General features: G+C 69.9%; 21 protein-coding genes. 8 read left to right on the top strand and 13 right to left on the bottom strand.

Translation table 11 applies throughout. The features are described from left to right. Positions 1–140: 140 nt before the first annotated feature. Complete coding sequence (locus CYL12_RS16755) at positions 141–359, bottom strand: hypothetical protein (protein WP_158297217.1); 219 nt, start codon at positions 357–359, stop codon at positions 141–143. Between the two features lie 200 nt (positions 360–559). On the opposite strand from CYL12_RS16755, the gene CYL12_RS17370 reads away from it, so the two are divergent. Both CYL12_RS17370 and CYL12_RS16750 read left to right on the top strand, forming a co-directional pair. Beyond that, a complete protein-coding gene (locus CYL12_RS17370) occupies positions 560–742 on the top strand; it encodes a hypothetical protein (RefSeq protein ID WP_199399161.1) in 183 nt (60 codons plus the stop codon). Beyond that, complete coding sequence (locus tag CYL12_RS16750; protein ID WP_101848561.1) at positions 739–1590, top strand: SDH family Clp fold serine proteinase; 852 nt, start codon at positions 739–741, stop codon at positions 1588–1590. Before CYL12_RS17370 ends, CYL12_RS16750 begins: the two co-directional genes overlap by 4 nt. A gap of 241 nt (positions 1591–1831) precedes the next feature. Here CYL12_RS16750 and CYL12_RS16745 read toward each other — a convergent pair whose 3' ends face one another. Further along, a complete protein-coding gene (locus tag CYL12_RS16745) occupies positions 1832–2782 on the bottom strand; it encodes a DsbA family protein (RefSeq protein ID WP_101848560.1) in 951 nt (316 codons plus the stop codon). Positions 2783–3010: 228 nt separating this feature from the next. Here CYL12_RS16745 and ugpC point away from each other — a divergent pair, with 228 nt between their 5' ends. Next, positions 3011–4114: an ABC transporter ATP-binding protein gene (ugpC, locus tag CYL12_RS16740; RefSeq protein ID WP_101848559.1), complete on the top strand. Its 1104-nt coding sequence runs from the start codon at positions 3011–3013 to the stop codon at positions 4112–4114. A gap of 78 nt (positions 4115–4192) precedes the next feature. Then, positions 4193–5494: a DUF4032 domain-containing protein gene (locus CYL12_RS16735; RefSeq protein ID WP_101848558.1), complete on the top strand. Its 1302-nt coding sequence runs from the start codon at positions 4193–4195 to the stop codon at positions 5492–5494. 12 nt (positions 5495–5506) lie between these two features. Here CYL12_RS16735 and CYL12_RS16730 read toward each other — a convergent pair whose 3' ends face one another. From CYL12_RS16730 to CYL12_RS16710, 5 genes are all read right to left on the bottom strand, one after another. Further along, entirely contained in the window at positions 5507–6148 is a 642-nt protein-coding gene (locus CYL12_RS16730; protein WP_101848557.1) for an NAD(P)-dependent oxidoreductase, read from the bottom strand. A gap of 15 nt (positions 6149–6163) precedes the next feature. Continuing rightward, positions 6164–7168: a 23S rRNA (guanosine(2251)-2'-O)-methyltransferase RlmB gene (gene rlmB / locus CYL12_RS16725; RefSeq protein WP_101848556.1), complete on the bottom strand. Its 1005-nt coding sequence runs from the start codon at positions 7166–7168 to the stop codon at positions 6164–6166. Beyond that, complete coding sequence (gene cysS, locus CYL12_RS16720; RefSeq protein WP_101848555.1) at positions 7161–8567, bottom strand: cysteine--tRNA ligase; 1407 nt, start codon at positions 8565–8567, stop codon at positions 7161–7163. Before cysS ends, rlmB begins: the two co-directional genes overlap by 8 nt. A gap of 9 nt (positions 8568–8576) precedes the next feature. Further along, positions 8577–9818 carry a 2-C-methyl-D-erythritol 4-phosphate cytidylyltransferase gene (gene ispD / locus CYL12_RS16715; protein ID WP_101848554.1) on the bottom strand — a complete coding sequence of 414 codons (1242 nt, stop codon included), beginning with the start codon at positions 9816–9818 and terminating at the stop codon, positions 8577–8579. A 68-nt stretch (positions 9819–9886) separates the two neighbouring features. Continuing rightward, a complete protein-coding gene (locus CYL12_RS16710; protein ID WP_050722636.1) occupies positions 9887–10369 on the bottom strand; it encodes a CarD family transcriptional regulator in 483 nt (160 codons plus the stop codon). 134 nt (positions 10370–10503) lie between these two features. On the opposite strand from CYL12_RS16710, the gene CYL12_RS16705 reads away from it, so the two are divergent. Further along, positions 10504–10974: a DNA modification methylase gene (locus tag CYL12_RS16705; protein ID WP_101848553.1), complete on the top strand. Its 471-nt coding sequence runs from the start codon at positions 10504–10506 to the stop codon at positions 10972–10974. Positions 10975–11033: 59 nt separating this feature from the next. Here the strand turns inward: CYL12_RS16705 and CYL12_RS16700 are convergent, their stop codons facing one another. Then, entirely contained in the window at positions 11034–11717 is a 684-nt protein-coding gene (locus CYL12_RS16700; RefSeq protein WP_101848552.1) for a response regulator transcription factor, read from the bottom strand. Further along, entirely contained in the window at positions 11714–12937 is a 1224-nt protein-coding gene (locus tag CYL12_RS16695) for a sensor histidine kinase (RefSeq protein ID WP_101848869.1), read from the bottom strand. The genes CYL12_RS16700 and CYL12_RS16695 overlap by 4 nt, the downstream gene beginning before the upstream one ends. 215 nt (positions 12938–13152) lie before the next feature. Here CYL12_RS16695 and phoU point away from each other — a divergent pair, with 215 nt between their 5' ends. Next, positions 13153–13851 carry a phosphate signaling complex protein PhoU gene (phoU, locus tag CYL12_RS16690; protein WP_025104304.1) on the top strand — a complete coding sequence of 233 codons (699 nt, stop codon included), beginning with the start codon at positions 13153–13155 and terminating at the stop codon, positions 13849–13851. Between the two features lie 81 nt (positions 13852–13932). On the opposite strand, the gene CYL12_RS16685 is transcribed toward phoU, so the two are convergent. Next, positions 13933–14682, bottom strand: a complete 750-nt coding sequence (locus tag CYL12_RS16685; RefSeq protein WP_101848551.1) for a phosphoglyceromutase — start codon at positions 14680–14682, stop codon at positions 13933–13935. A 59-nt stretch (positions 14683–14741) separates the two neighbouring features. On the opposite strand from CYL12_RS16685, the gene CYL12_RS16680 reads away from it, so the two are divergent. Then, positions 14742–15563, top strand: coding sequence for a methyltransferase domain-containing protein (locus tag CYL12_RS16680; RefSeq protein WP_101848550.1), 822 nt, complete (start codon positions 14742–14744; stop codon positions 15561–15563). Positions 15564–15578: 15 nt separating this feature from the next. Here CYL12_RS16680 and CYL12_RS16675 read toward each other — a convergent pair whose 3' ends face one another. The 3 genes from CYL12_RS16675 to CYL12_RS16665 all read right to left on the bottom strand — a co-directional run bounded on the left by CYL12_RS16675 (position 15579) and on the right by CYL12_RS16665 (position 17751). Further along, on the bottom strand, positions 15579–16694 hold the full coding sequence (locus CYL12_RS16675) for a CAF17-like 4Fe-4S cluster assembly/insertion protein YgfZ (protein WP_101848549.1): 1116 nt from the start codon (positions 16692–16694) through the stop codon (positions 15579–15581). Between the two features lie 13 nt (positions 16695–16707). Further along, entirely contained in the window at positions 16708–17310 is a 603-nt protein-coding gene (locus tag CYL12_RS16670) for a nitrobindin family protein (RefSeq protein WP_101848548.1), read from the bottom strand. Between the two features lie 150 nt (positions 17311–17460). After that, positions 17461–17751 (bottom strand): hypothetical protein, encoded by a 291-nt coding sequence (locus CYL12_RS16665; RefSeq protein WP_199399160.1) that lies wholly within the window; start codon positions 17749–17751, stop codon positions 17461–17463. A gap of 74 nt (positions 17752–17825) precedes the next feature. Here CYL12_RS16665 and CYL12_RS16660 point away from each other — a divergent pair, with 74 nt between their 5' ends. Then, a complete protein-coding gene (locus tag CYL12_RS16660; protein WP_101848546.1) occupies positions 17826–18509 on the top strand; it encodes a winged helix-turn-helix transcriptional regulator in 684 nt (227 codons plus the stop codon). Positions 18510–18511 lie beyond the last annotated feature (2 nt).

Below are 18511 nucleotides of genomic sequence, written 5' to 3'. Positions count from 1 at the left end.
AGGGCCTTCTACGGGTGTGATGCGCTAGAGGCCGAGCCCGTCCAGCATCTTGGCGATCTCTCGGTCCGTTGCTTCGTCAACCAGCCGCTCTTCTTCCTCGGGCGTCGCATGCTCGGGGATCTTCAGCTCGAACTCGCGGCTCATCGTTCGAGAGTCCCGTCGCTGATCGCCTGCGCATACTCCGGCAGGTCGCGACCGGGCCGGGCGCCCAACGCGATCAGGCGGCGTTCAAGCTCCCGCCGAACCTCACCCACTGGCCGCCCCCTGAACGCGTCGTCAACCTCCCGGAGGATGTTCTGCACCTTCGCGTTCGCGTCGGTCTGCACCCTCGCTGCGGCGTCCTGCAGCAGCTTCTCCATCGCCCGCTTCTGCGCGGGCGTCTGACTGAACCCAGACATAGCAACCCTGCTTCCTGCGAGGCCCTGTTCCCCGCCCGGTCAATGTCCCACCAACCACCGACATTCACGACGAATGCTCACGCCGCATCTCCACGCGGAGCGTGTCATCTTGTGCGATGTCCGTACCCTGTGCGCATAATTACCCATCAGAATCGATGGGGGTGAGTGCGGTGGCGACTCGGCAGAAGCGCAACTCGCAGAACGTGATCTCCGCACCGCGCGGAGCGGACAACAGCTGGCAGGAGAAGGCCGCCGTCGCTCGGCGGGCACGAGACGCAGCAAGCGTCGCCCGTGCGGGCAAGCCGTCCAGCTTCAGGGGCCAGGTTGGCCGGATCGCCTCGTGACCGACGGGGCGCCCCGTCAGCGGACGCATCTTTTCTCCGCTCAACACGCCGATCGTTACGACCGGCAGCAGCTGATCCGGCGTTATCAGGAGCTGACCCGCGCACGCCTGATCGTGATGGTGGACCAGGTGTTCCATCACTCAGTAACGCTCCTTGAGGAACTCCTGTCCGGGGCTAGTCCCGAGCAGGAGCTTCACCTGCTCTTATCCAGCCCTGGAGGGGATGGTGAGGTTGCAGTGCGTCTCGTGCGAGCCATGCAGGCTCGGTGCAGCCGCCTGACCATCATCATCCCGGATATGGCGAAGTCCGCCGCGACGATCATGGCCCTTGGGGCCCACGAGATCCTGATGACAGCTTCGAGCGACCTCGGCCCCGTCGACCCGCAGTTTCCCATCAACGGCCGCCTGGTAGGGGCGAAGGAGATCGAGCAGGCGGTCAAGGACGCTGAGGCGCGCGTTGCCGAGGCCCCCGATACGTTCCCTCTCTACTCGGGCCTACTCGCCGACGTGAACATGCTGATGGTGGAACAGGCGCGTTCCGCGATGGCTCGTAGTTACACGCTCATCGAAGAGGCCCTCTCCTGTTCCGGTCTCGACGAGGATTCGCGATCCCAGATTGCGGAGAAGCTCAAAGGGCCGCTTGTCGACGATGCCACGATGCACGGGGCGACAGTGGGCCCCGACGCGGCCCGCTCTCTCGGGCTGCCCGTCACCACGGTGGATCCGGAGTCCGAGTCGTGGCAACTCATCTGGGCTCTTTGGACTCGCTACTTCCACCTCGGAGCGTGGCCGGCAGGTAACCGCTCCGTGTACGAGGGAGAACTCGCATCGCAGACCTTCGGGCAGTGACCTCCCCAAACGGTTCGCAGAGCCTCGCGATAAACCCCGCATATACCCCGCACATTACGCGCGGTCGAGCGATACCCTCAGCAACCCAGTGAGTAGACGATCCTCGACTACGTCCACCTCGCGATACCCCGCGCAAACCCCTGAGATTCGCCCGATCTGAATTACAAGTACGGTGCGCTACCAATTGCGCCAAGTCGGCGGATGCCATCACAGCTTAGCGATGGCGGGGGCGTGTGACGGACTACTCGGCCGGCGCCGAGGTGGCGGTCGGGCTCGGCGTCGGGGTCGCCGACTCGTAGTACGCCTCGCTCGCGACGGACATGACGAACGTCGACAGCTCCTGCGGGTCGTCCAGCGCGCCGACGTACGCCTCGCCGTTCACGACGATCATCGGGGCGGCGGTGAGGACGAGGTCGTCGGAGCCGGGGAGCGGCCCCTCGAGTGCCCTGGTGGTCGCTTCCTTCGCCCAGCTGACATAGTCGCCGTCCTGGATGCAGGAGCGCACGGTCTTGACGTTGTCCACGCCGACGGCGCCCGCGAGGTTGGCGAGCTCCTCATCCGACATCCCGTCGCTGCCCACCTCGGGCTGGTCGTCGAGCAGATCGTGGTTGAACGCGTAGAACTGGTCCGGCGAGTGCGTCGCAACGCAGGCGGCCGCGGCGGCGGAGCGCAGCGAGTACTTCGTGCCGTTGGAGCTGGCGGTCAGCAGCGCGACCGGGTGGTAGCTGACGGTGGCGGCGCCGTCCTCGATCCACTGTGAGAGCAGACGGGCGTTGGCACGCTCGAACTTGCCCGCGTCCGGCGAGAGGTAGTCGACGTACACGTGCACCTCGACGGCGCCGGCCGCGGAGGGCTCGGGAGACGGCGTCTCCGTGGTGGCGGCCTCGCTGGGCTCGGGATCGGGCGTGGCCGAGGCCGAGCCGGCGATCGCGGCGGACGCGACGTCCGTCACCACGACACCATCGGCCTCCATGCCACTCGGGCTGAGCTGGGGCTTGGAGGTCTGCGAGGTCACGGCGAGCGTCACGGCGGTCCCGATCGCGCCGACCGCGATGATCGCGACCGCGCCGATGATGATCCGTCGCATGAGACGCGCCCGCGACTGCTGGGCGTGCACCTTCTGTGCCTTCTCCCGCACGGCCTCGCGCGAATTGCGAGGGGCGGGGACGTTCGGCGTTTCGTCGCTCGACATCGTTCCTCTTGAGTCTCAGGGGGTCCGGGTTGGCCCCGATCGCCGTCGGGCGGCGATCGCCGCTGCGCACGGCCGGGTTCGATGCTAACGAGTGAGGCTGAGAAATACCCAGGTGCGGCCGTTCGTGCCATACTGATCCCGACCCGATGGAGGGTCACGGCGGGTCGCTCCGCCGCTTCATTCACTACGGATCGTCCGGCACGTACCTGCCGGTGAAGGAGAAACACGATGGCATCTGTGACTTTCGACGAGGCCACCCGCCTGTACCCCGGCGGCACTCGTCCGGCTGTCGACAAGCTCAACCTCGAGGTGGGAGACGGCGAGTTCCTCGTCCTGGTCGGTCCCTCCGGTTGCGGTAAGTCCACCTCCCTCCGCATGCTCGCCGGCCTCGAAGAGGTCAACTCCGGCCGCATCCTCATCGGCGACCGCGACGTCACCGACGTGCCGCCGAAGGACCGCGACATCGCGATGGTGTTCCAGAACTACGCGCTGTACCCGCACATGACCGTCGCCGAGAACATGGGCTTCGCGCTCAAGATCGCCGGTGTCGGCAAGGAGGAGCGCGCCGCCCGCGTCCTCGAGGCCGCGAAGCTCCTCGACCTGGAGCAGTACCTCACCCGTAAGCCGAAGGCGCTCTCCGGTGGTCAGCGGCAGCGTGTCGCCATGGGTCGCGCGATCGTCCGTCAGCCCCAGGTGTTCCTCATGGACGAGCCGCTGTCGAACCTCGACGCCAAGCTCCGCGTCCAGACCCGTACGCAGATCGCGTCGCTGCAGCGCCGCCTCGGCGTCACCACGGTCTACGTCACGCACGACCAGACCGAGGCGCTCACCATGGGCGACCGCATCGCCGTGCTGAAGGACGGCCTGCTCCAGCAGGTCGGCTCGCCGCGCGATCTGTATGAGAAGCCGGAGAACGTCTTCGTCGCCGGCTTCATCGGCTCGCCGGCCATGAACCTGTTCTCGGCCGACCTGGCCGACGGTGGCGTGCGCTTCGGCACCGAGGTCGTCCCGCTCGACCGCGACACCGTTGGCCGCGCCAACGGCTCGCAGGTCACCGTGGGCGTCCGTCCCGAGGACATCACCGTCGGCCCGGCCGACGGCCAGGGCCTCTCGGTCGTCGTCGACCTCGTCGAGGAGCTCGGCGCCGACGGCTACCTCTACGGCCACACGGAGATCAACGGCAAGCGCACCGACCTCGTCGCCCGCGTCGACGGCCGCAACCACCCGAACGCCGGTGAGACCGTCACCCTCGCCGCGAACCCGGGTCACGTGCACGCGTTCGACCTCGAGACCGGCGACCGCCTGAACGACAAGCCGGTCGTCTCGGCCTGATCGGACACCTCCACCGCGGCGCGGGCTGACTTCGGTCGCCCGCGCCGCGTCTTTTCCCCCGGCACCTCAGGAGCCCCCATGCAGGAATCCCTCCGGATCACCGCCAAGACGGTCGACCCCGGGCTGCTCGCCCTGCCCTGGTCGACGCCCCTGGAGAAGTGGCCGTCCGAGCACATCGTCTCCCTCCCCAAGGGCCTCTCGCGCCACCTCGTCCGCTTCGCGGACCTCTCGGGTCGCGTGGTGGCCGTCAAGGAGACGACGACGGAGATGGCACGGCGGGAGTACGAGATGCTCGGCAACCTCGCGCGCCTCGACGTGCCGTGCGTGGAGCGGGTCGCGGTGATCGCCGGGCGGACGGATTCGTCGGGTGACCCGTTGCCCGCGGCTCTGGTCACCTCACACCTGCGCTTCTCGATGCCGTATCGGGCGCTCTTCACCCGGGTGCTCCGCCCGGACACGGCCACCCGTCTCGTCGACGCCCTGGCCCTCCTGCTCGTCCGCCTGCACAACGTCGGCTTCTACTGGGGCGACGTCTCGCTCTCCAACACCCTGTTCCGTCGGGATGCCGGAGCGTTCGCGGCGTACCTCGTCGACGCGGAGACCGGCGAGCTGCACGAGGAAGGGCTGACGGACGGCCAGCGCGCCTACGATCTCGACCTCGCTCGGACGAACATCGCCGGCGAGATCATGGACCTCGCCGCGGGCGGGCGTCTGGAGCACGGCGTCGACGCCGTCGCCATCGCGGACGGCATCGTGTCCTCCTACCGCTCGCTGTGGGCCGAGCTCACCGCGCAGGAGTCCTTCTCCGCGGCAGAGACCTGGCGCATCACGGAACGCGTCGAGCGTCTGAACGCCCTGGGCTTCGACATCGACGAGATGTCGATGTCGACGACCGCGGACGGCACCGTGGTGGAGATCCAGCCCAAGGTCGTCGACGCGGGGCATCACCAGCGGCGGCTCATCCGCCTCACCGGCCTCGACGTCGAGGAGAACCAGGCCCGGCGACTCCTCAACGACCTCGACGAGTTCCGCGCCCGCTCCACCAAGCAGTGGGCGGACGAGGAGATGTACGCGCACGAGTGGCTCACGCGCGTCTTCGAGCCGGTCGTCCGTGCGATCCCTTACGACCTGCGCGCCAAGCTCGAGCCGGCGGAGGTGTTCCACCAGGTGCTGGAGCACCGCTGGTACCTGTCCCAGGCACAGGGGCGCTCGGTCGCCCTCGCAGAGGTGCTGACGAGCTACATCAACGACGTGCTCCGCCACCGCCGCGACGAAGCCACCATCATGGGACCGCCGACGGAGACGATGGGCCTCCCCGTCGTCACCGGCACGCTGTCGCTCGGCGACGACGACGAGGTGGACTGGCGCGACCTCGTCTGACTCCCGACGGCGTCAGTAGCCGACGGTGAACCGCTGCCGGTGGTGATTGCCCTGCTCGATCTCGTCGACGATCGCGACGGCGAAGTCCGCCCCCGAGATGTAGGACTTGCCGTCCTCGTCGCGGACGAGCACGTCGCCGCCGTCCCGATAGCGTCCGGTGCGCTCCCCCTCGGCCCACGGCCCGAAGACCTCGGCCGGGTGCACGAAGAACCAGTCCAGGCTCTCCGGCGTGTGCTCCAGGAGGGCGAGCGAGTCGATGCCGACCTGCGCCTCGTGCTTGTACTCCTCGGGGAAATCCTGGTCGAACAGCCGCGGGCCGCCGGGCGCCACGAGGCTGCCGCCCGCACCGCCCACGACGCCCAGCCGGGTCTCGGTGCCGTCGAGCAGTCCGACCACGTTCGTCAGCGCCTCGAGGACGCGATCCTCCATGTCGCCGCGCGGGGAGAGCGCGGAGACCACGGCGTCGGCTCCCGTGAACGCCTCGGTCAGCGATGCGGGGTCGAGCGCGGACCCCTGCACGTAGGCCGCACCCGCGACCGGATCCGCGGGGGTCGAGCGCGAGATGGCGACGACCGCATGATCGCGGCTCACCGCCTCCGCGACGATGTGGCGTCCGGCGTAGCCGGTTCCTCCCAGGACGATGATGCGGGCCATGCGTGTTCCTCTCGGTCAGTCCGCGGCGCGGACGGTCGCGACCTGGTACAGCGCGACCGAGGCCGCGATGCCGGCGTTCAGCGACTCGGTCGCCGCGGAGATGGGGATGGAGACGATCTGGTCGCAGGTCTCGGTCACGAGGCGGGACAGGCCCTTGCCCTCCGAGCCCACGACGATGACGACGGGGCGATCGGCCAGCTCCAGCGCCGGCAGCGAGACGTCGCCGTCGCCGTCGAGCCCGAGCACGAACACGCCCTGCTTCTTGAACTCCTTGAGCTGCGTGGTGAGGTTGGAGGCGAGGGCGACCGGGATCCGCGCCGCCGCGCCCGCACTCGTCTTCCACGCGGCGGAGTTCACGCCCGCGGAACGACGCTGCGGCAGGATGATCCCGTGACCGCCGAACGCCGCGGTCGACCGGATGATCGCGCCGAGGTTGCGGGGGTCGGTGATGCCGTCGAGAGCGACGAACAGCGGCGTCTCGCCGCGGTCGATGACCTCTTCCAGCAGGTCCTGCGGGTGGGCGTACTCGTACGGCGGCACCTTGAGGGCCACGCCCTGGTGCACGCCGTCGAAGCCGGCCATCCGGTCGAGCTCCTGACGCGTGACCTCGAGCACCGGGATGTCGCGGTGGGTCGCGATCGACAGCATCTCCTTGACGCGGTCGTCCATCTCCACGCGCTGCGCGACATACATCGCGGTCGCCGGGATCTTCGCCCGCAGCGCCTCGAGCACCGAGTTGCGCCCGGTGACCGTCTCGGTGTCGTTCGTGTTGTCCTTCGAACGGGCCGTGCGGTTCGGGTTGCCGCCGGAGGCCGGACGTCCACCCGGCTTCCCCTTGCCCCCGGCCGCCGCGTAGCGCTCGGCCGCGGCCTTGCGCTTGCCGGCGGGGTGCCATGCGCGGTCCTCCGCCTTCGGCGTGGGGCCACGCCCCTCGAGCGCCTTGCGCCCGAGCCCGCCGGTGCCCTTCGTGGGGCCCTTCTTGTTTCCCTTGCTCGCGCCGGGGCGCCCTGGCTTAGCCATCGATACTCCAATGAGTTCCGGCCGGAGTGTCCTCCAGCGTGATTCCTGCGGCGGCGATCGCGTCACGGATGCGATCGGCCGCCGCCCAGTCCTTGTTCGCACGCGCGGCTGCGCGCTGCGCAATCATCTCCTGCACCAGCGCATCAAGCGCCGCTGCCTGCCCGCCCCCGGCCGTTCCAGCTTCCGTGCTCGGGTCCAGACCGAGGATCCCGGTCATGGCGAGCACCGCCCGCGCCGCGTCCAGCGCTGCTGACGTGTCGCCCGCGTCCAGTGCCGAGTTCCCGGCCCGCACGCTCTCGTGCACGACAGCCAGCGCCTGCGGCACGCCGAGGTCGTCGTCCATCGCCTCGACGAAGGCGGCGGGGAGGATCTGCGCGTCGTCCGCGCCGATCCGCGCGCCTTTCATGCGGAACGCCCGCTCCAGGAAGGAGCGGATGCGGCCGAGAGCCGCTTCCGCCTCCGCCCAGGACGACTCTGACAGGTCGAGGCTCGACCGGTAGTGCGCGGCGGCGAGGGCATAGCGCACGACGAGCGGGTCCCGCGCATCGAGCACGTCCCGCGCCAGCGTGAAGTTGCCGAGGGACTTCGACATCTTCTGCCCGTCGACCGTCACGAGGCCGTTGTGCACCCAGTAGCGCGCGAAGCCGTCACCCGCCGCGGTCGACTGCGCGAGCTCGTTTTCGTGGTGCGGGAACCGCAGATCCAGTCCCCCGCCGTGGATGTCGAACTCCGCGCCCAGGTACCGCTTCGCCATGGCCGAGCACTCGATGTGCCAGCCCGGACGTCCGGCTCCCCACGGCGAGGTCCAGGTCGCGTCGGCGGGCTCGTCGGCCTTCGCCCCCTTCCAGAGGGCGAAGTCCTGCGGGTTGCGCTTGCCGCGCGGGTCGGCGTCCTGCGCCGCCTCCATCGCGTCCACGGACTGATGGGTGAGATCGCCGTAGGACGACCAGGAGCGCACGTCGAAGTACACGTCCCCGGAACCGTCGGGGGCGGGGTACGCGTGACCGCGGTCGATGAGCAGCGCGATGAGCTCCTGCATCTGCGGGACGGAGGCCGTCGCCCGCGGCTCGTACGTCGGCGGCAGGATGCCGATGCCGGCGTAGGCCGCTGCGAACTCCTGCTCCATGCGATAGGCGAGCGCCCACCACGGCTCGGACGGCGTAGCGTTCGCGAGCACCTTGTCGTCGATGTCGGTGACGTTGCGCACGAAGGTGACCCGTCCGTACCGGTGAGTCAGCCAGCGGCGCAGGATGTCGAAGCTGAGGGCCGCCCGAACGTGACCGATATGGGGTCCGGACTGCACCGTGGGTCCGCACACGTACATCGTGATGTTCTCGGGATCGAGAGGCACGAAGTCGCGCAGCAGCTGTGCGCGGGTGTCGTAGAGGCGGAGAGTCACCGCTCAAGCCTACTCGGCGGGCGCTGGGAGACCCCGCTCCGGTCGCGGGATGACGAGGGCGACGGCCGTGACCGCGATCCCTTCGCCGCGTCCGGGGAACCCCAACCCGTCCGTCGTCGTGGCCGCCACCGACACCGCCGCGCCCCCGAGCGCCGCCGACAGCGCCGCCTCGGCCTCCGCGCGGCGCCCGCTGAACCGCGGACGATTGCCCTGGAACTGGACGGACACATTGCCGATCGCGAAGCCCGCTTCGGCCAGCATCTCCGCGGTGCGGGAGAGGAAGACGTCGGCGTGCGCGCCCGCGTACTCGGGATGGGCCGTGCCGAAGTGCTGCCCGATGTCACCGAGCCCGGCGGCTCCCAGCAGCGCGTCGACGATGGCGTGCGCGACGGCGTCGCCGTCGGAGTGTCCGGAGAGCGCGGCCTCCCCCGGCCACTCGAGGCCGGCCAGCCACAGCGATCCGTCGCCGCCGAAGGCGTGCACGTCCGTGCCGACACCGACCCGGGGGGCGCCCGTGACCGCCGCCGAGATCGACGACGGGGAGGGCGCCGGTGCTGCCGCGAGGAGCAGGCGAGCACGTTCCAGGTCGGCGGGCGTGGTGATCTTGAACGACCGCTCCGACCCCGGCACGAGCCGCACCGGATGGCCTGCGGCCGCGAAGAGCGCCGCGTCGTCGGTGTACTCCGCCCCATCCGCGCGGGCGATCTCGTAGGCCGCCTCCAGCAACGTGCGCGGGAACCCCTGGGGCGTCTGCGCCGCCGCGAGCTCCGACCGATCCACGGCACCGGCCACGAGACCGTCCTCGACGCGCTTGAGGGTGTCGACCACGGGCAGGCTCGGCACGGCGCCGGCCTCACCGACCACGGCCGCCGCCACGGCGTCGATCACCGCGGGCGGGGTCAGAGCGCGAGCCGCATCATGCACGAGGACCGTCGTCACATCCCCCCACAGCGCGGCGAGCCCGGCGGCGACGGATTCCTGCCGCGTCGCGCCTCCCGTGACCACACGGCCCAGGTCGACACGCTCCGCGGCGGCCGCCCGCAGTTCCGTCTCGGCGTCGCCCTCGTAGCCTGCCGGAGCCACGACCACGACCTGCATCGGCTCCGCCGCGAAGACGCCGTCGAGGGCGTGCCGGAGGATGGTGCGAGCGTCGATGCCGACGAACGCCTTGGGCGCCCCGGCCTCAAGACGGGTGCCGGAGCCGGCAGCGACGACGATGATCGCGGTACGCGGGACGGGGAGGATGCTCACAGCTTCACGTTACCCGCGGGAACGACGAAAGGCGGGTGCCGCAGCACCCGCCTTTCGTGAAGGACGTCTCAGGACGCGAGGACCTCGTCGAGCAGCGCGCCCGCCTTGTCCTCATCGATCTTCTCGGCCAGCGCCAGCTCGGAGATGAGGATCTGCCGGGCCTTGGCCAGCATCCGCTTCTCACCCGCGGACAGGCCGCGGTCCTGGTCACGGCGCCAGAGGTCGCGCACGACCTCGCTCACCTTGATGACATCACCGGACGCGAGCTTCTCCAGGTTCGCCTTGTAGCGGCGCGACCAGTTGGTGGGCTCCTCCGTGAACGGGGCGCGCAGCACCTCGAACACGTGGTCGAGGCCCTCCTTGCCGATCACGTCGCGGACGCCGACGAGGTCGACGTTCTCGGCCGGAACCTCGATGATGAGATCACCCTGCGTGACGTTGAGCTTCAGGTACTTCTTCGTCTCGCCCTTGATGATGCGCTCCTTGACCTCGATGATGGTCGCAGCGCCATGGTGCGGATAGACGACGGTCTCGCCAACCTCAAAAAGCATAAAAACATGTCCTTTCGGCAACCTCAAGGATACCACAGGGGATATGCGCTAAGGTTCGCGCTCCCCGGTCCCTGCGCCGGCGCGACTTACCCATAGAATGGGGACGGATATCCCGTCGGACCTCAGGAGGACCCGTGAAATCGCGCCTTGTCGCGTCTGCCGCCATCAGCGCCCTCGTTCTGCTCGGCGCGACCGGGTGCACGTTCATCACGCCGCAGTCGACGAAGATCGAGTACGCGGCCTCCGACGGCGTCAACGTCTCCGACCAGGACGGCCCCATCGCCGTGCGCAACGCCCTGATCATCGCCAACGAGGACGGCACGGCGGGCAACTTCGTCGGTGCCGTCGTCAACCCGACGCAGGATCGTGCGACCCTGACGGTGTCGCTGGAGGGCGGCGAACCCTTCAAGATCACGGTGCCCGCCGGCGGAACCATCAGCTTCGGCGCGGACGAGGAGCCCGTGGAGATCGTCGGCCTCGACACGATGCCCGGCGCGACGATCCCGATGCACTTCCAGTCCGGCGACTCCGCCGGCGTGACCACGGAGATCCCCGTGCTCGACGGCACGCTGCCGTACTACGCGGACCTCGCTCCCCAGGACTGAGTCCCCAGAGACGAGAAGAGGCCGGCACCCCGCGGGTGCCGGCCTCTTCTCGTCTGCGCTCAGCCTTCGAAGCGGTATCCCAGCCCGCGGACCGTCACGAGCATCACCGGCTCACTCGGGTTCTCCTCGATGCGGGAGCGGATGCGCTTGATGTGGACGTCGAGTGTCTTGGTGTCGCCGAAGTAGTCGCTCCCCCATACCCGATCGATGAGCTGGCCCCGCGTGAGCACCCGTCCGGAGTTGCGCATGAGGACCTCCAGGAGTTCGAACTCCTTCAGGGGCATGTTGATCTGCTCACCGGCGACCGACACCGTGTGCCGGTCGATGTCGAGCGAGACCCGCCCGCCTTCCAGCACCCGCTCGTCCAGTTCACCCTCGGCCTGCACCACGCGCCGCAGGACCGCCCGCATCCGCGCGAGCAGCTCCCGCGAGGAGTACGGCTTGGTGATGTAGTCGTCCGCTCCGAGTTCGAGCCCCACGACGATGTCGACCTCGGAGTCCTTGGCGGTCAGCATGATGATGGGCACGGCCGACGCGGAGCGGATCTGCCGGCACACCTCGGTCCCCGGCATGCCGGGCAGCATGAGGTCGAGCAGGACGATGTCGGCTCCGCGCTCCCGGAACGCCGTCAGCGCGCCGGGGCCGTCCTCGGCGATCTCCACCTCGTAGCCCTCCCGGCGCAGCAGGTACGCGAGGGGGTCGGCGAGGTCGGGCTCGTCTTCGACGAGAAGGATGCGGGTCATGCGGTCTCTCCGTTTCGGACGCGCGTCGCCCCGGTGACGGGAGCGGCCTTGCGCGTGCGCTTCTTCTTGCTCTTCTTGTCCTGCCCGGCGTTCGCGGGGGCGTCGATGCGGGGCAGCCGGATGGTGAACGTGGATCCGCGACCGGGGCGCGACCACAGTCGCACCTCTCCCCCGTGCCGCTGCGTGGCGTGCTTGACGATGGAGAGGCCGAGCCCCGTCCCGCCGGTGCGCCGGGAGCGGGCCTCGTCGGCGCGGTAGAACCGTTCGAAGATGCGCTCTCGATCGGCCTCCGCGATCCCGATGCCCTGATCGGACACGGCGATCTCCACGACGTCGTCGTCGGCCTTCACGCCGACGCCCACGCGAGAGCCGCGGGGCGAGTAGACGATGGCGTTCGCGATGAGGTTGCCGACGGCCTCGATGAGGATCTGCGCGTCACCGCGGACCCACACGCCGCGGTCCCCGCCACGCGCCAGCTCGACGCCCGCGGAGTCGGCCTGCACGACGTGGGCCTCGATCGAGGAGGCGATGACCTCGTCGATCGAGACCGGCGCGACCTCCGTCAGGCCGTCTTCCGCTTGCAGCCGGGACAGGCTCATGATGCGGCCGGTGAGCTGCCCGAGACGGCCCGCCTCCGCCGAGATCCGGGACGCGAAGGCCCGCACCTGCGCGGGGTCGTCGGCGGCGGACTCGATGGCCTCGGCGAGCAGACTCACCGCACCGACCGGCGTCTTGAGCTCGTGGCTCGTGTTGGCCACGAAGTCGCGGCGCATCTGGTCGAGACGCTCCTGCTCCGTCACATCGCGGATGATGAGGAGCACGAGGCGCGCGCCGATCGCGCTCGCCCTGGCCGACACGAGACGCGGGTCCAGACTGAGGCCGCCGCGGGTGATCCGCATCGAGGCGGTCGCCGTCTCCCCCGTCGAGCGCACGCCGCGCACGAGCTGTCGGAGCTCCGGATTGTCGAGCGTCGAACCGACCTCGATCCCGAACCGCGCCGCGGTCTTGGACGTGGCGAGGACGAGGCCCGAGACATCCACGACGCACGCGGCGTCGTCCATGCTGCGCAGCACATCGGTGATCCCGGCCGGGATCGCCATCGACGTCTCCTCCTCCGCCCGCGCCCGTGCCCGGTAGGCCCAGACGACGAGGAGCGAAAGGCCCACGCCGATCGCCAACCCGATGGCGAGGGAGGACAGCGCGAGCTGCGGCAGGGTCATGACTCCAGCGTAGAGCGCGTTCACCGTCGATCCGGCGGGTTTCCGCGCCATCACGGGGAGCGGAGACGTACTATTCACTCGCTGGGCACCGTTCGTTAACCTTCGGAGCAGACAATCGCTTCAGGCCTGCGCGCGCGCAGTCCTCCCCCATGCGGACGCCCCGCCGCCCCGCGCTGGACCGTCAGCCGGGATCCGAACGAAAGGTTGCGCCCACCATGCGCGAAGTCTTCCACCAGTCCCTCGAGGACCTGCAGTCCCGCCTCGTCGAGATCGCCGAGCTCGTCACCGTCTCCATCGACAAGGCCACCCGCGCCTTCGCCACGAGCGACGTCGCGCTGGCCGAGGAGGTCATCGCCGACGACGCCAAGATCGACGAGCTCGCTGTCGCGCTGGACGAGCAGGCCATCGAGATCCTCGCCCGGCAGCAGCCGGTCGCGCGCGACCTCCGCATCGTCGTCACCGCACTGCGCGTCAGCGCGTCCCTGGAGCGGATGGGCGACATGTCCGAGCACATCGCCCAGCTCGCACGACTGCGCTTCCCGGAGCGTGCGATCCCCAAGGGCCTCAAGGGCACGTTCGTGAAGATGGGCGAGCTGGACGTCGAGATCTCCCGCACGCTCACCGAGCTCCTCCGTACGCAGGACCTCAAGTTCGCGGACGCCATCCGCAACGCCGATGACGACGTCGACGAGCTGCACGCCAGCGTCTTCGAGAAGGTACTCAGCGACAACTGGAAGGGCGAGGCCGTCGCCACGGTCGACGCGACGCTCGCCAGCCGGTACCACGAGCGCTTCGCGGACCACGCGGTCGCCGTCGCCAAGAAGGTCGTCTACCTCGCGACGGGCGACTGGCACGTCGAAGAGGAGGACATCGCCCTCGCGGTCGAGCAGCAGGAGCAGCTCGGTCACGCCTGACCCGAAACCCCGTCTTATCGCCGAGACCCCCTGCTGCAGTCGCCTGCAGCAGGGGGTCTCGGCGTGAAACCGGGGTCTCGGTTACTTCTTGCCCTGGGCGGCCACGGCCGCGGCACCGGCGGCGGCGGCCTCCGGGTCGAGGTAGCGGCCGGGACCGGTCGGCGCGTTGTTCTCGTCGAGCTCGTACACGAGCGGGATGCCGGTCGGGATGTTGAGCCCGGCGATGTCGTCGTCGCTGATCCCCTCGAGGTGCTTGACGAGGCCGCGCAGCGAGTTGCCGTGCGCGGTCACGAGGACGGTCTTGCCGGCTTCCAGGTCGGGGACGATCTCCGCGTCCCAGTACGGCAGCAGACGGTCGATGACGAGCTTGAGCGACTCCGTGCGCGGAACCTCACCGTCGATGCCCTCGTACCGGGCGTCGCCGACCTGGCTGAACTCGCTCGCGTCGTCCAGCGGGGGCGGCGGGACGTCGAAGGAGCGGCGCCAGAGCTGGAACTGCTCGGGGCCGAACTCCTCGAGGGTCTGCGCCTTGTCCTTGCCCTGCAGCGCGCCGTAGTGACGCTCGTTGAGGCGCCACGACCGCTTCACCGGGATCCACAGCCGGTCGGCCGCATCCAGCGCGATGTCGGCGGTCTGGATCGCGCGGCTCAGCAGCGACGTGTGCAGCACGTCGGGCAAGATGCCGGACTCGGCGAGCAGCTCACCGCCGCGACGGGCCTCGCCCTTGCCCTGCTCGGTCAGGCGGACGTCCACCCAGCCGGTGAAGAGGTTCAGTTCGTTCCACTCGCTCTGGCCGTGGCGGAGCAGGATCAGGGTGCGCTTCGCAGTCATGCCGCCAGTTTATCCGGGGCGCGGAGCAGGCACAGCGGCGGAGGAGGGAGGATGGACGCATGGCGTCATCTCCCCTCGGTCGGCCGACCCGCGGCACGACCGGGACGAACCGGCTCCGTCGCAACGACCGCTGGATCGCCGCCTCAGCCGCTTTCCGACGCGCCGCGGACCCGCTCGTCGTCGACCTCGGCTTCGGAGCCAGCGGGGTGACCGCGTTCGAGCTCGCCGCACGGCTGCGACGGGTGCGCGCGGACGCCCAGGTCCGCGGGCTCGAACTCGATCCCGCGCGGGTGGCCATCGCCGAGCAGCAGCTCGCGGAGGTCCGCGCCGGCCGGACCTCCTTCCCGACGGACCTCGCCGTCTCCTTCGCCCGCGGCGGGTTCGAGGTGCCCCTCCCCGGCGGTCGCCGCCCCGCCGTCATCCGCGCGATGAACGTGCTGCGGCAGTACGACGAGGCCGAGGTCGCGAGCGCGTGGCAGACGATGGCGGGCCGTCTCCGGCCCGACGGGGTGCTGGTGGAGGGGACCTGCGACGAGATCGGACGCGTCGCGAGCTGGGTGGATGTCGATCCCGGGGGTGTCCCGCTCCGCTTCACCCTGTCCCTCCGGCTACGCGGACTCGAGCTTCCGAGCATCGTCGCCGAGCGCCTGCCCAAAGCCCTCATCCATCGGAACGTCCCCGGTGAGCGCATCCACGCGCTGCTCGTCGATCTGGATCGCGAGTGGGAGCGCGCCGCTCCCCTCTCGACGTTCGGGGCCACGCAGCGCTTCCTCGCCGCGGTGACCGCGCTGCGCGATCAGGGCTGGCCTGTGCAGGGCGGACGGAGCCGGTGGCGGCTGGGCGAGCTCACCCTGCCGTGGGACACGGTGGCTCCGGCCTGACCCTGGTCGGGCGTCTCACGCTCCCGCGTCGCGGGGGTCCGGCGCCGTGGGGCGGCGGGACAGCCGCGTCAGCCGCGGCACATCCGCCGTGGCGCCCGCGTCTGCGGGCACGATGATCTGCTGCGACGCGGCGATGTCGATGCCCTCGGCCCGGACGACGAGGTCGCCGACCGGAGCCCGGCGGGAGAGCAGAGCGAGCGCGATGGGCCCGTCCTCGTGATGCCGCGCGGACGAGGTGACGTGCCCCACCTCGTCTTCACCCGCGAACACCGGGGAGCCCGGCTCCGGAAGCACCGCGTCGCTGCCGTCGAGGTGGAGCAGGGCGAGCCGCCGCGGCGGATGCCCGAGGTTGTGCACCTTCGCGACGGTCTCCTGTCCGCGATAGCAGCCCTTGTTCAGATGCACAGCACTGCGGAGCCAGTCCGACTCGTGCGGCAGCGACCGCTCATCCACCTCGGCCGCCCACCGCGGACGCCAAGCGGCGATGCGCAGGGCCTCAGCGGCGAGGAGTCCGGCGGCTTCCTCCCGATCGAGCTCCGCGGCGAGCGCGCGCGCCGCCGTCTCGGGAACGATGCCGATCCGCCAAGCCAATTCCGCCCCGGGGTGCGCGGCCACGTCGGCGTACTGATGGCCGCCGACGGCGACCTGCTGCCACGGGTCGACCCAGATCCGCGCGTCGTCGAGGCCGCGCACGCGCTCGGCCGCGGGACCGCCGTCGACGAAGCCGAGCAGCGCGAGATCGGGTCGCAGCTCGACCGTGGCCTGCGTGCGGAACTTCATCCGCGTCAACCAGGTGGCCAGGGCTTCCGCATCCCCGGCGTCGGCGAGGAGCCAGGTGGACGTGCCGTCGTCGAGCACGCCCGCCGCGTGCTCCACCCGCCCTTGCGGATCGAGGACGAGGAGCTCGGTGCTCTCCCCCGCGCGCAGATGACCCACCGCCTGCGACGTGATCGAGTCGAGCCAGGGGAGGCGTTCCGGGCCGGAGACCTCGATGATCGTGCGGTCGTCGAGCGGCGCGATCGCGGTCCCGGCGGCCAGGCGGCGCTGCTCACGGAACGGATCCCCGAAGTGGGCGATCCCGTCGTCGGCCGCGGTCGCGCCGGGCACGGCATCGAAGAGGCTGCTGCTCACGGTGTCCTCCTGTTCAGACGCGGGCGAGCCGCGCTGAGGCGTGCGCCCGCAGCGGTGTTCCGAGGGCAGCGATGTCCCACGCCCACAGAAGGTGCCCGTCGACGAGTCCGTACATCCGCGAGGCGGAGCCGTAGTCCTTGGCGCCGGCGCCGCGCACGATGGCGTCGGACGTGAGGTCGACACGGGGTCCGTTGATCTCACCGAGGTAGTACTCGAGCATGCCGTCCGAGCGTGCCAGCGACACCTCGAGCGGGAACGCACCGTTGGGCGCCCGGAGCGTCTCCACGTCGTCCACCGTGCGGGTGACGGGTGCCGCCGTCGGTGGGAGCAGGGCCGGACCGGCATCGGTCGCCGCCGCCGGACGCGCGAGCCGCCAGAACCCGGACTCGGCGGTCAGCGGAACGGCAGGCGCGCTGTCGTCCCCCACGAAGGTGGCGGTGGCCGCGTAGTTGAGGAACGGTCCGCCGTCATGACTGAAGCTGACGCGATGGGTGAACTCGCCCTGCAGGCGCTCGTCGCCGACCGGGTAGTCGATCACCCCTGTGCCCTCCCACACGCCGATCAACCACGCCAGCGGGGCGAGGTCGGCGGGAAGGTCGGTGGGGAGCTCGATCACGATGTCGTCAGCGCTGGCCGCGGAAGAGGTTGCGCAGCACCACGGCCGAGACGAAAACGATCGCGAGGCTCGCCAGGCCCAGCAGGCCGATGAAGAAGATTTCGAGCGCCATGATGTCCATGACCTCCACCTTACCCCCGAGGATCGCGGTCAGGCGGGGACGAGGGCCGCGAGACCGAAGCCGACGGAGATGAGCCCCATCAGGAGGAGGGAGCCGGTCACGCTGCTCGCGACGCGGAAGATGAATCCCTGCGTGCGTCCGTACCAGAGCTGCACCGCGAAGGAGAGCAGCACCACGGCTCCGAAGCCCACCAGCATCCAAGGGATACGCCACTCCTCCGGAGTGAAGATCCCGATGACGACGCTGCCGACGAACGCGGTCGCCCAGACCGCGATGACGCCGGTGAAGGCGTTGCGGGGCGCGAGTGCCGGTTCTGACATGTCTCCATTCTTGCGCATCGGCGGCCGCTATCATGGCGGCACGGCGACGATCCCCCCGCCGGTGAGGAGTGCGCGTGGCCCTGGTGCTGGTTCTGACCAATGCTCCGCTCTCGGAGCAGGTGCTGCCCGCCCTCGAACTGTTGAGCCATCGGACACGGCAGATCCCCGCGGAGCCCGCCCAGCTGATCAACGCTCCGGAGTACGACATCGTGATCGTCGACGGCCGTCACGACCTCGTCGGGGCGAAGTCGCTGTGCCGCCTGCTGCGGGCCACCGGACAGGACGCACCGCTCCTGCTCGTCGTGACGGAGGGCGGCATGAGTGCGCTGTCGGGCGAGTGGGGCATCGACGACGTCCTGCTCGCCACCGCCGGCCCCGCCGAGATCGATGCCCGAGTGCGCCTCGCGCTCGCCCGGCGGGACGAGGTCGCGGAGCCGGCACGCGTCCAGGCCTCCGGCGTCACGATCGATGAGCAGTCCTACTCCGCGAAGCTGCACGGACGACCGCTCGATCTCACCTACAAGGAGTTCCAGCTCCTGCACTTCCTCGCCACGCACCCTTCCCGGGTGTTCACCCGCGAGCAGCTCCTCAGCGAGGTGTGGGGCTATGACTACTTCGGCGGCACCAGGACCGTGGACGTGCATGTCCGGCGACTCCGCGCGAAGCTCGGCGATCAGGAGCAGATCATCGGCACCGTGCGCAACGTCGGCTACCGCTTCAACGTCTACGAGGACGACACCCTGGTCGGCTCGCGCTGACC

The organism is Zhihengliuella sp. ISTPL4 (assembly GCF_002848265.1).
Taxonomy (GTDB): Bacteria; Actinomycetota; Actinomycetes; order Actinomycetales; family Microbacteriaceae; genus Microbacterium.
The sequence above is the reverse complement of the archived record's forward strand: the minus strand, read 5'-3'. Positions and strand labels throughout refer to the sequence as shown.

Excerpts from the sequence above, each read along its gene's own strand:
- CYL12_RS16755 (WP_158297217.1), bottom strand. The coding sequence starts at position 359 with ATGGAGAAGCTGCTGCAGGACGCCGCAGCGAGGGTGCAGACCGACGCG.
- rlmB (WP_101848556.1), bottom strand. The coding sequence starts at position 7,168 with ATGGCTAAGCCAGGGCGCCCCGGCGCGAGCAAGGGAAACAAGAAGGGC.
- phoU (WP_025104304.1), top strand. The coding sequence starts at position 13,153 with ATGCGCGAAGTCTTCCACCAGTCCCTCGAGGACCTGCAGTCCCGCCTC.
- ugpC (WP_101848559.1), top strand. The coding sequence starts at position 3,011 with ATGGCATCTGTGACTTTCGACGAGGCCACCCGCCTGTACCCCGGCGGC.
- CYL12_RS16685 (WP_101848551.1), bottom strand. The coding sequence starts at position 14,682 with ATGACTGCGAAGCGCACCCTGATCCTGCTCCGCCACGGCCAGAGCGAG.
- CYL12_RS16680 (WP_101848550.1), top strand. The coding sequence starts at position 14,742 with ATGGCGTCATCTCCCCTCGGTCGGCCGACCCGCGGCACGACCGGGACG.
- CYL12_RS16710 (WP_050722636.1), bottom strand. The coding sequence starts at position 10,369 with ATGCTTTTTGAGGTTGGCGAGACCGTCGTCTATCCGCACCATGGCGCT.
- CYL12_RS16735 (WP_101848558.1), top strand. The coding sequence starts at position 4,193 with ATGCAGGAATCCCTCCGGATCACCGCCAAGACGGTCGACCCCGGGCTG.
- CYL12_RS16695 (WP_101848869.1), bottom strand. The coding sequence starts at position 12,937 with ATGACCCTGCCGCAGCTCGCGCTGTCCTCCCTCGCCATCGGGTTGGCG.
- CYL12_RS16700 (WP_101848552.1), bottom strand. The coding sequence starts at position 11,717 with ATGACCCGCATCCTTCTCGTCGAAGACGAGCCCGACCTCGCCGACCCC.
- CYL12_RS16665 (WP_199399160.1), bottom strand. The coding sequence starts at position 17,751 with ATGTCAGAACCGGCACTCGCGCCCCGCAACGCCTTCACCGGCGTCATC.
- CYL12_RS16745 (WP_101848560.1), bottom strand. The coding sequence starts at position 2,782 with ATGTCGAGCGACGAAACGCCGAACGTCCCCGCCCCTCGCAATTCGCGC.
- CYL12_RS16730 (WP_101848557.1), bottom strand. The coding sequence starts at position 6,148 with ATGGCCCGCATCATCGTCCTGGGAGGAACCGGCTACGCCGGACGCCAC.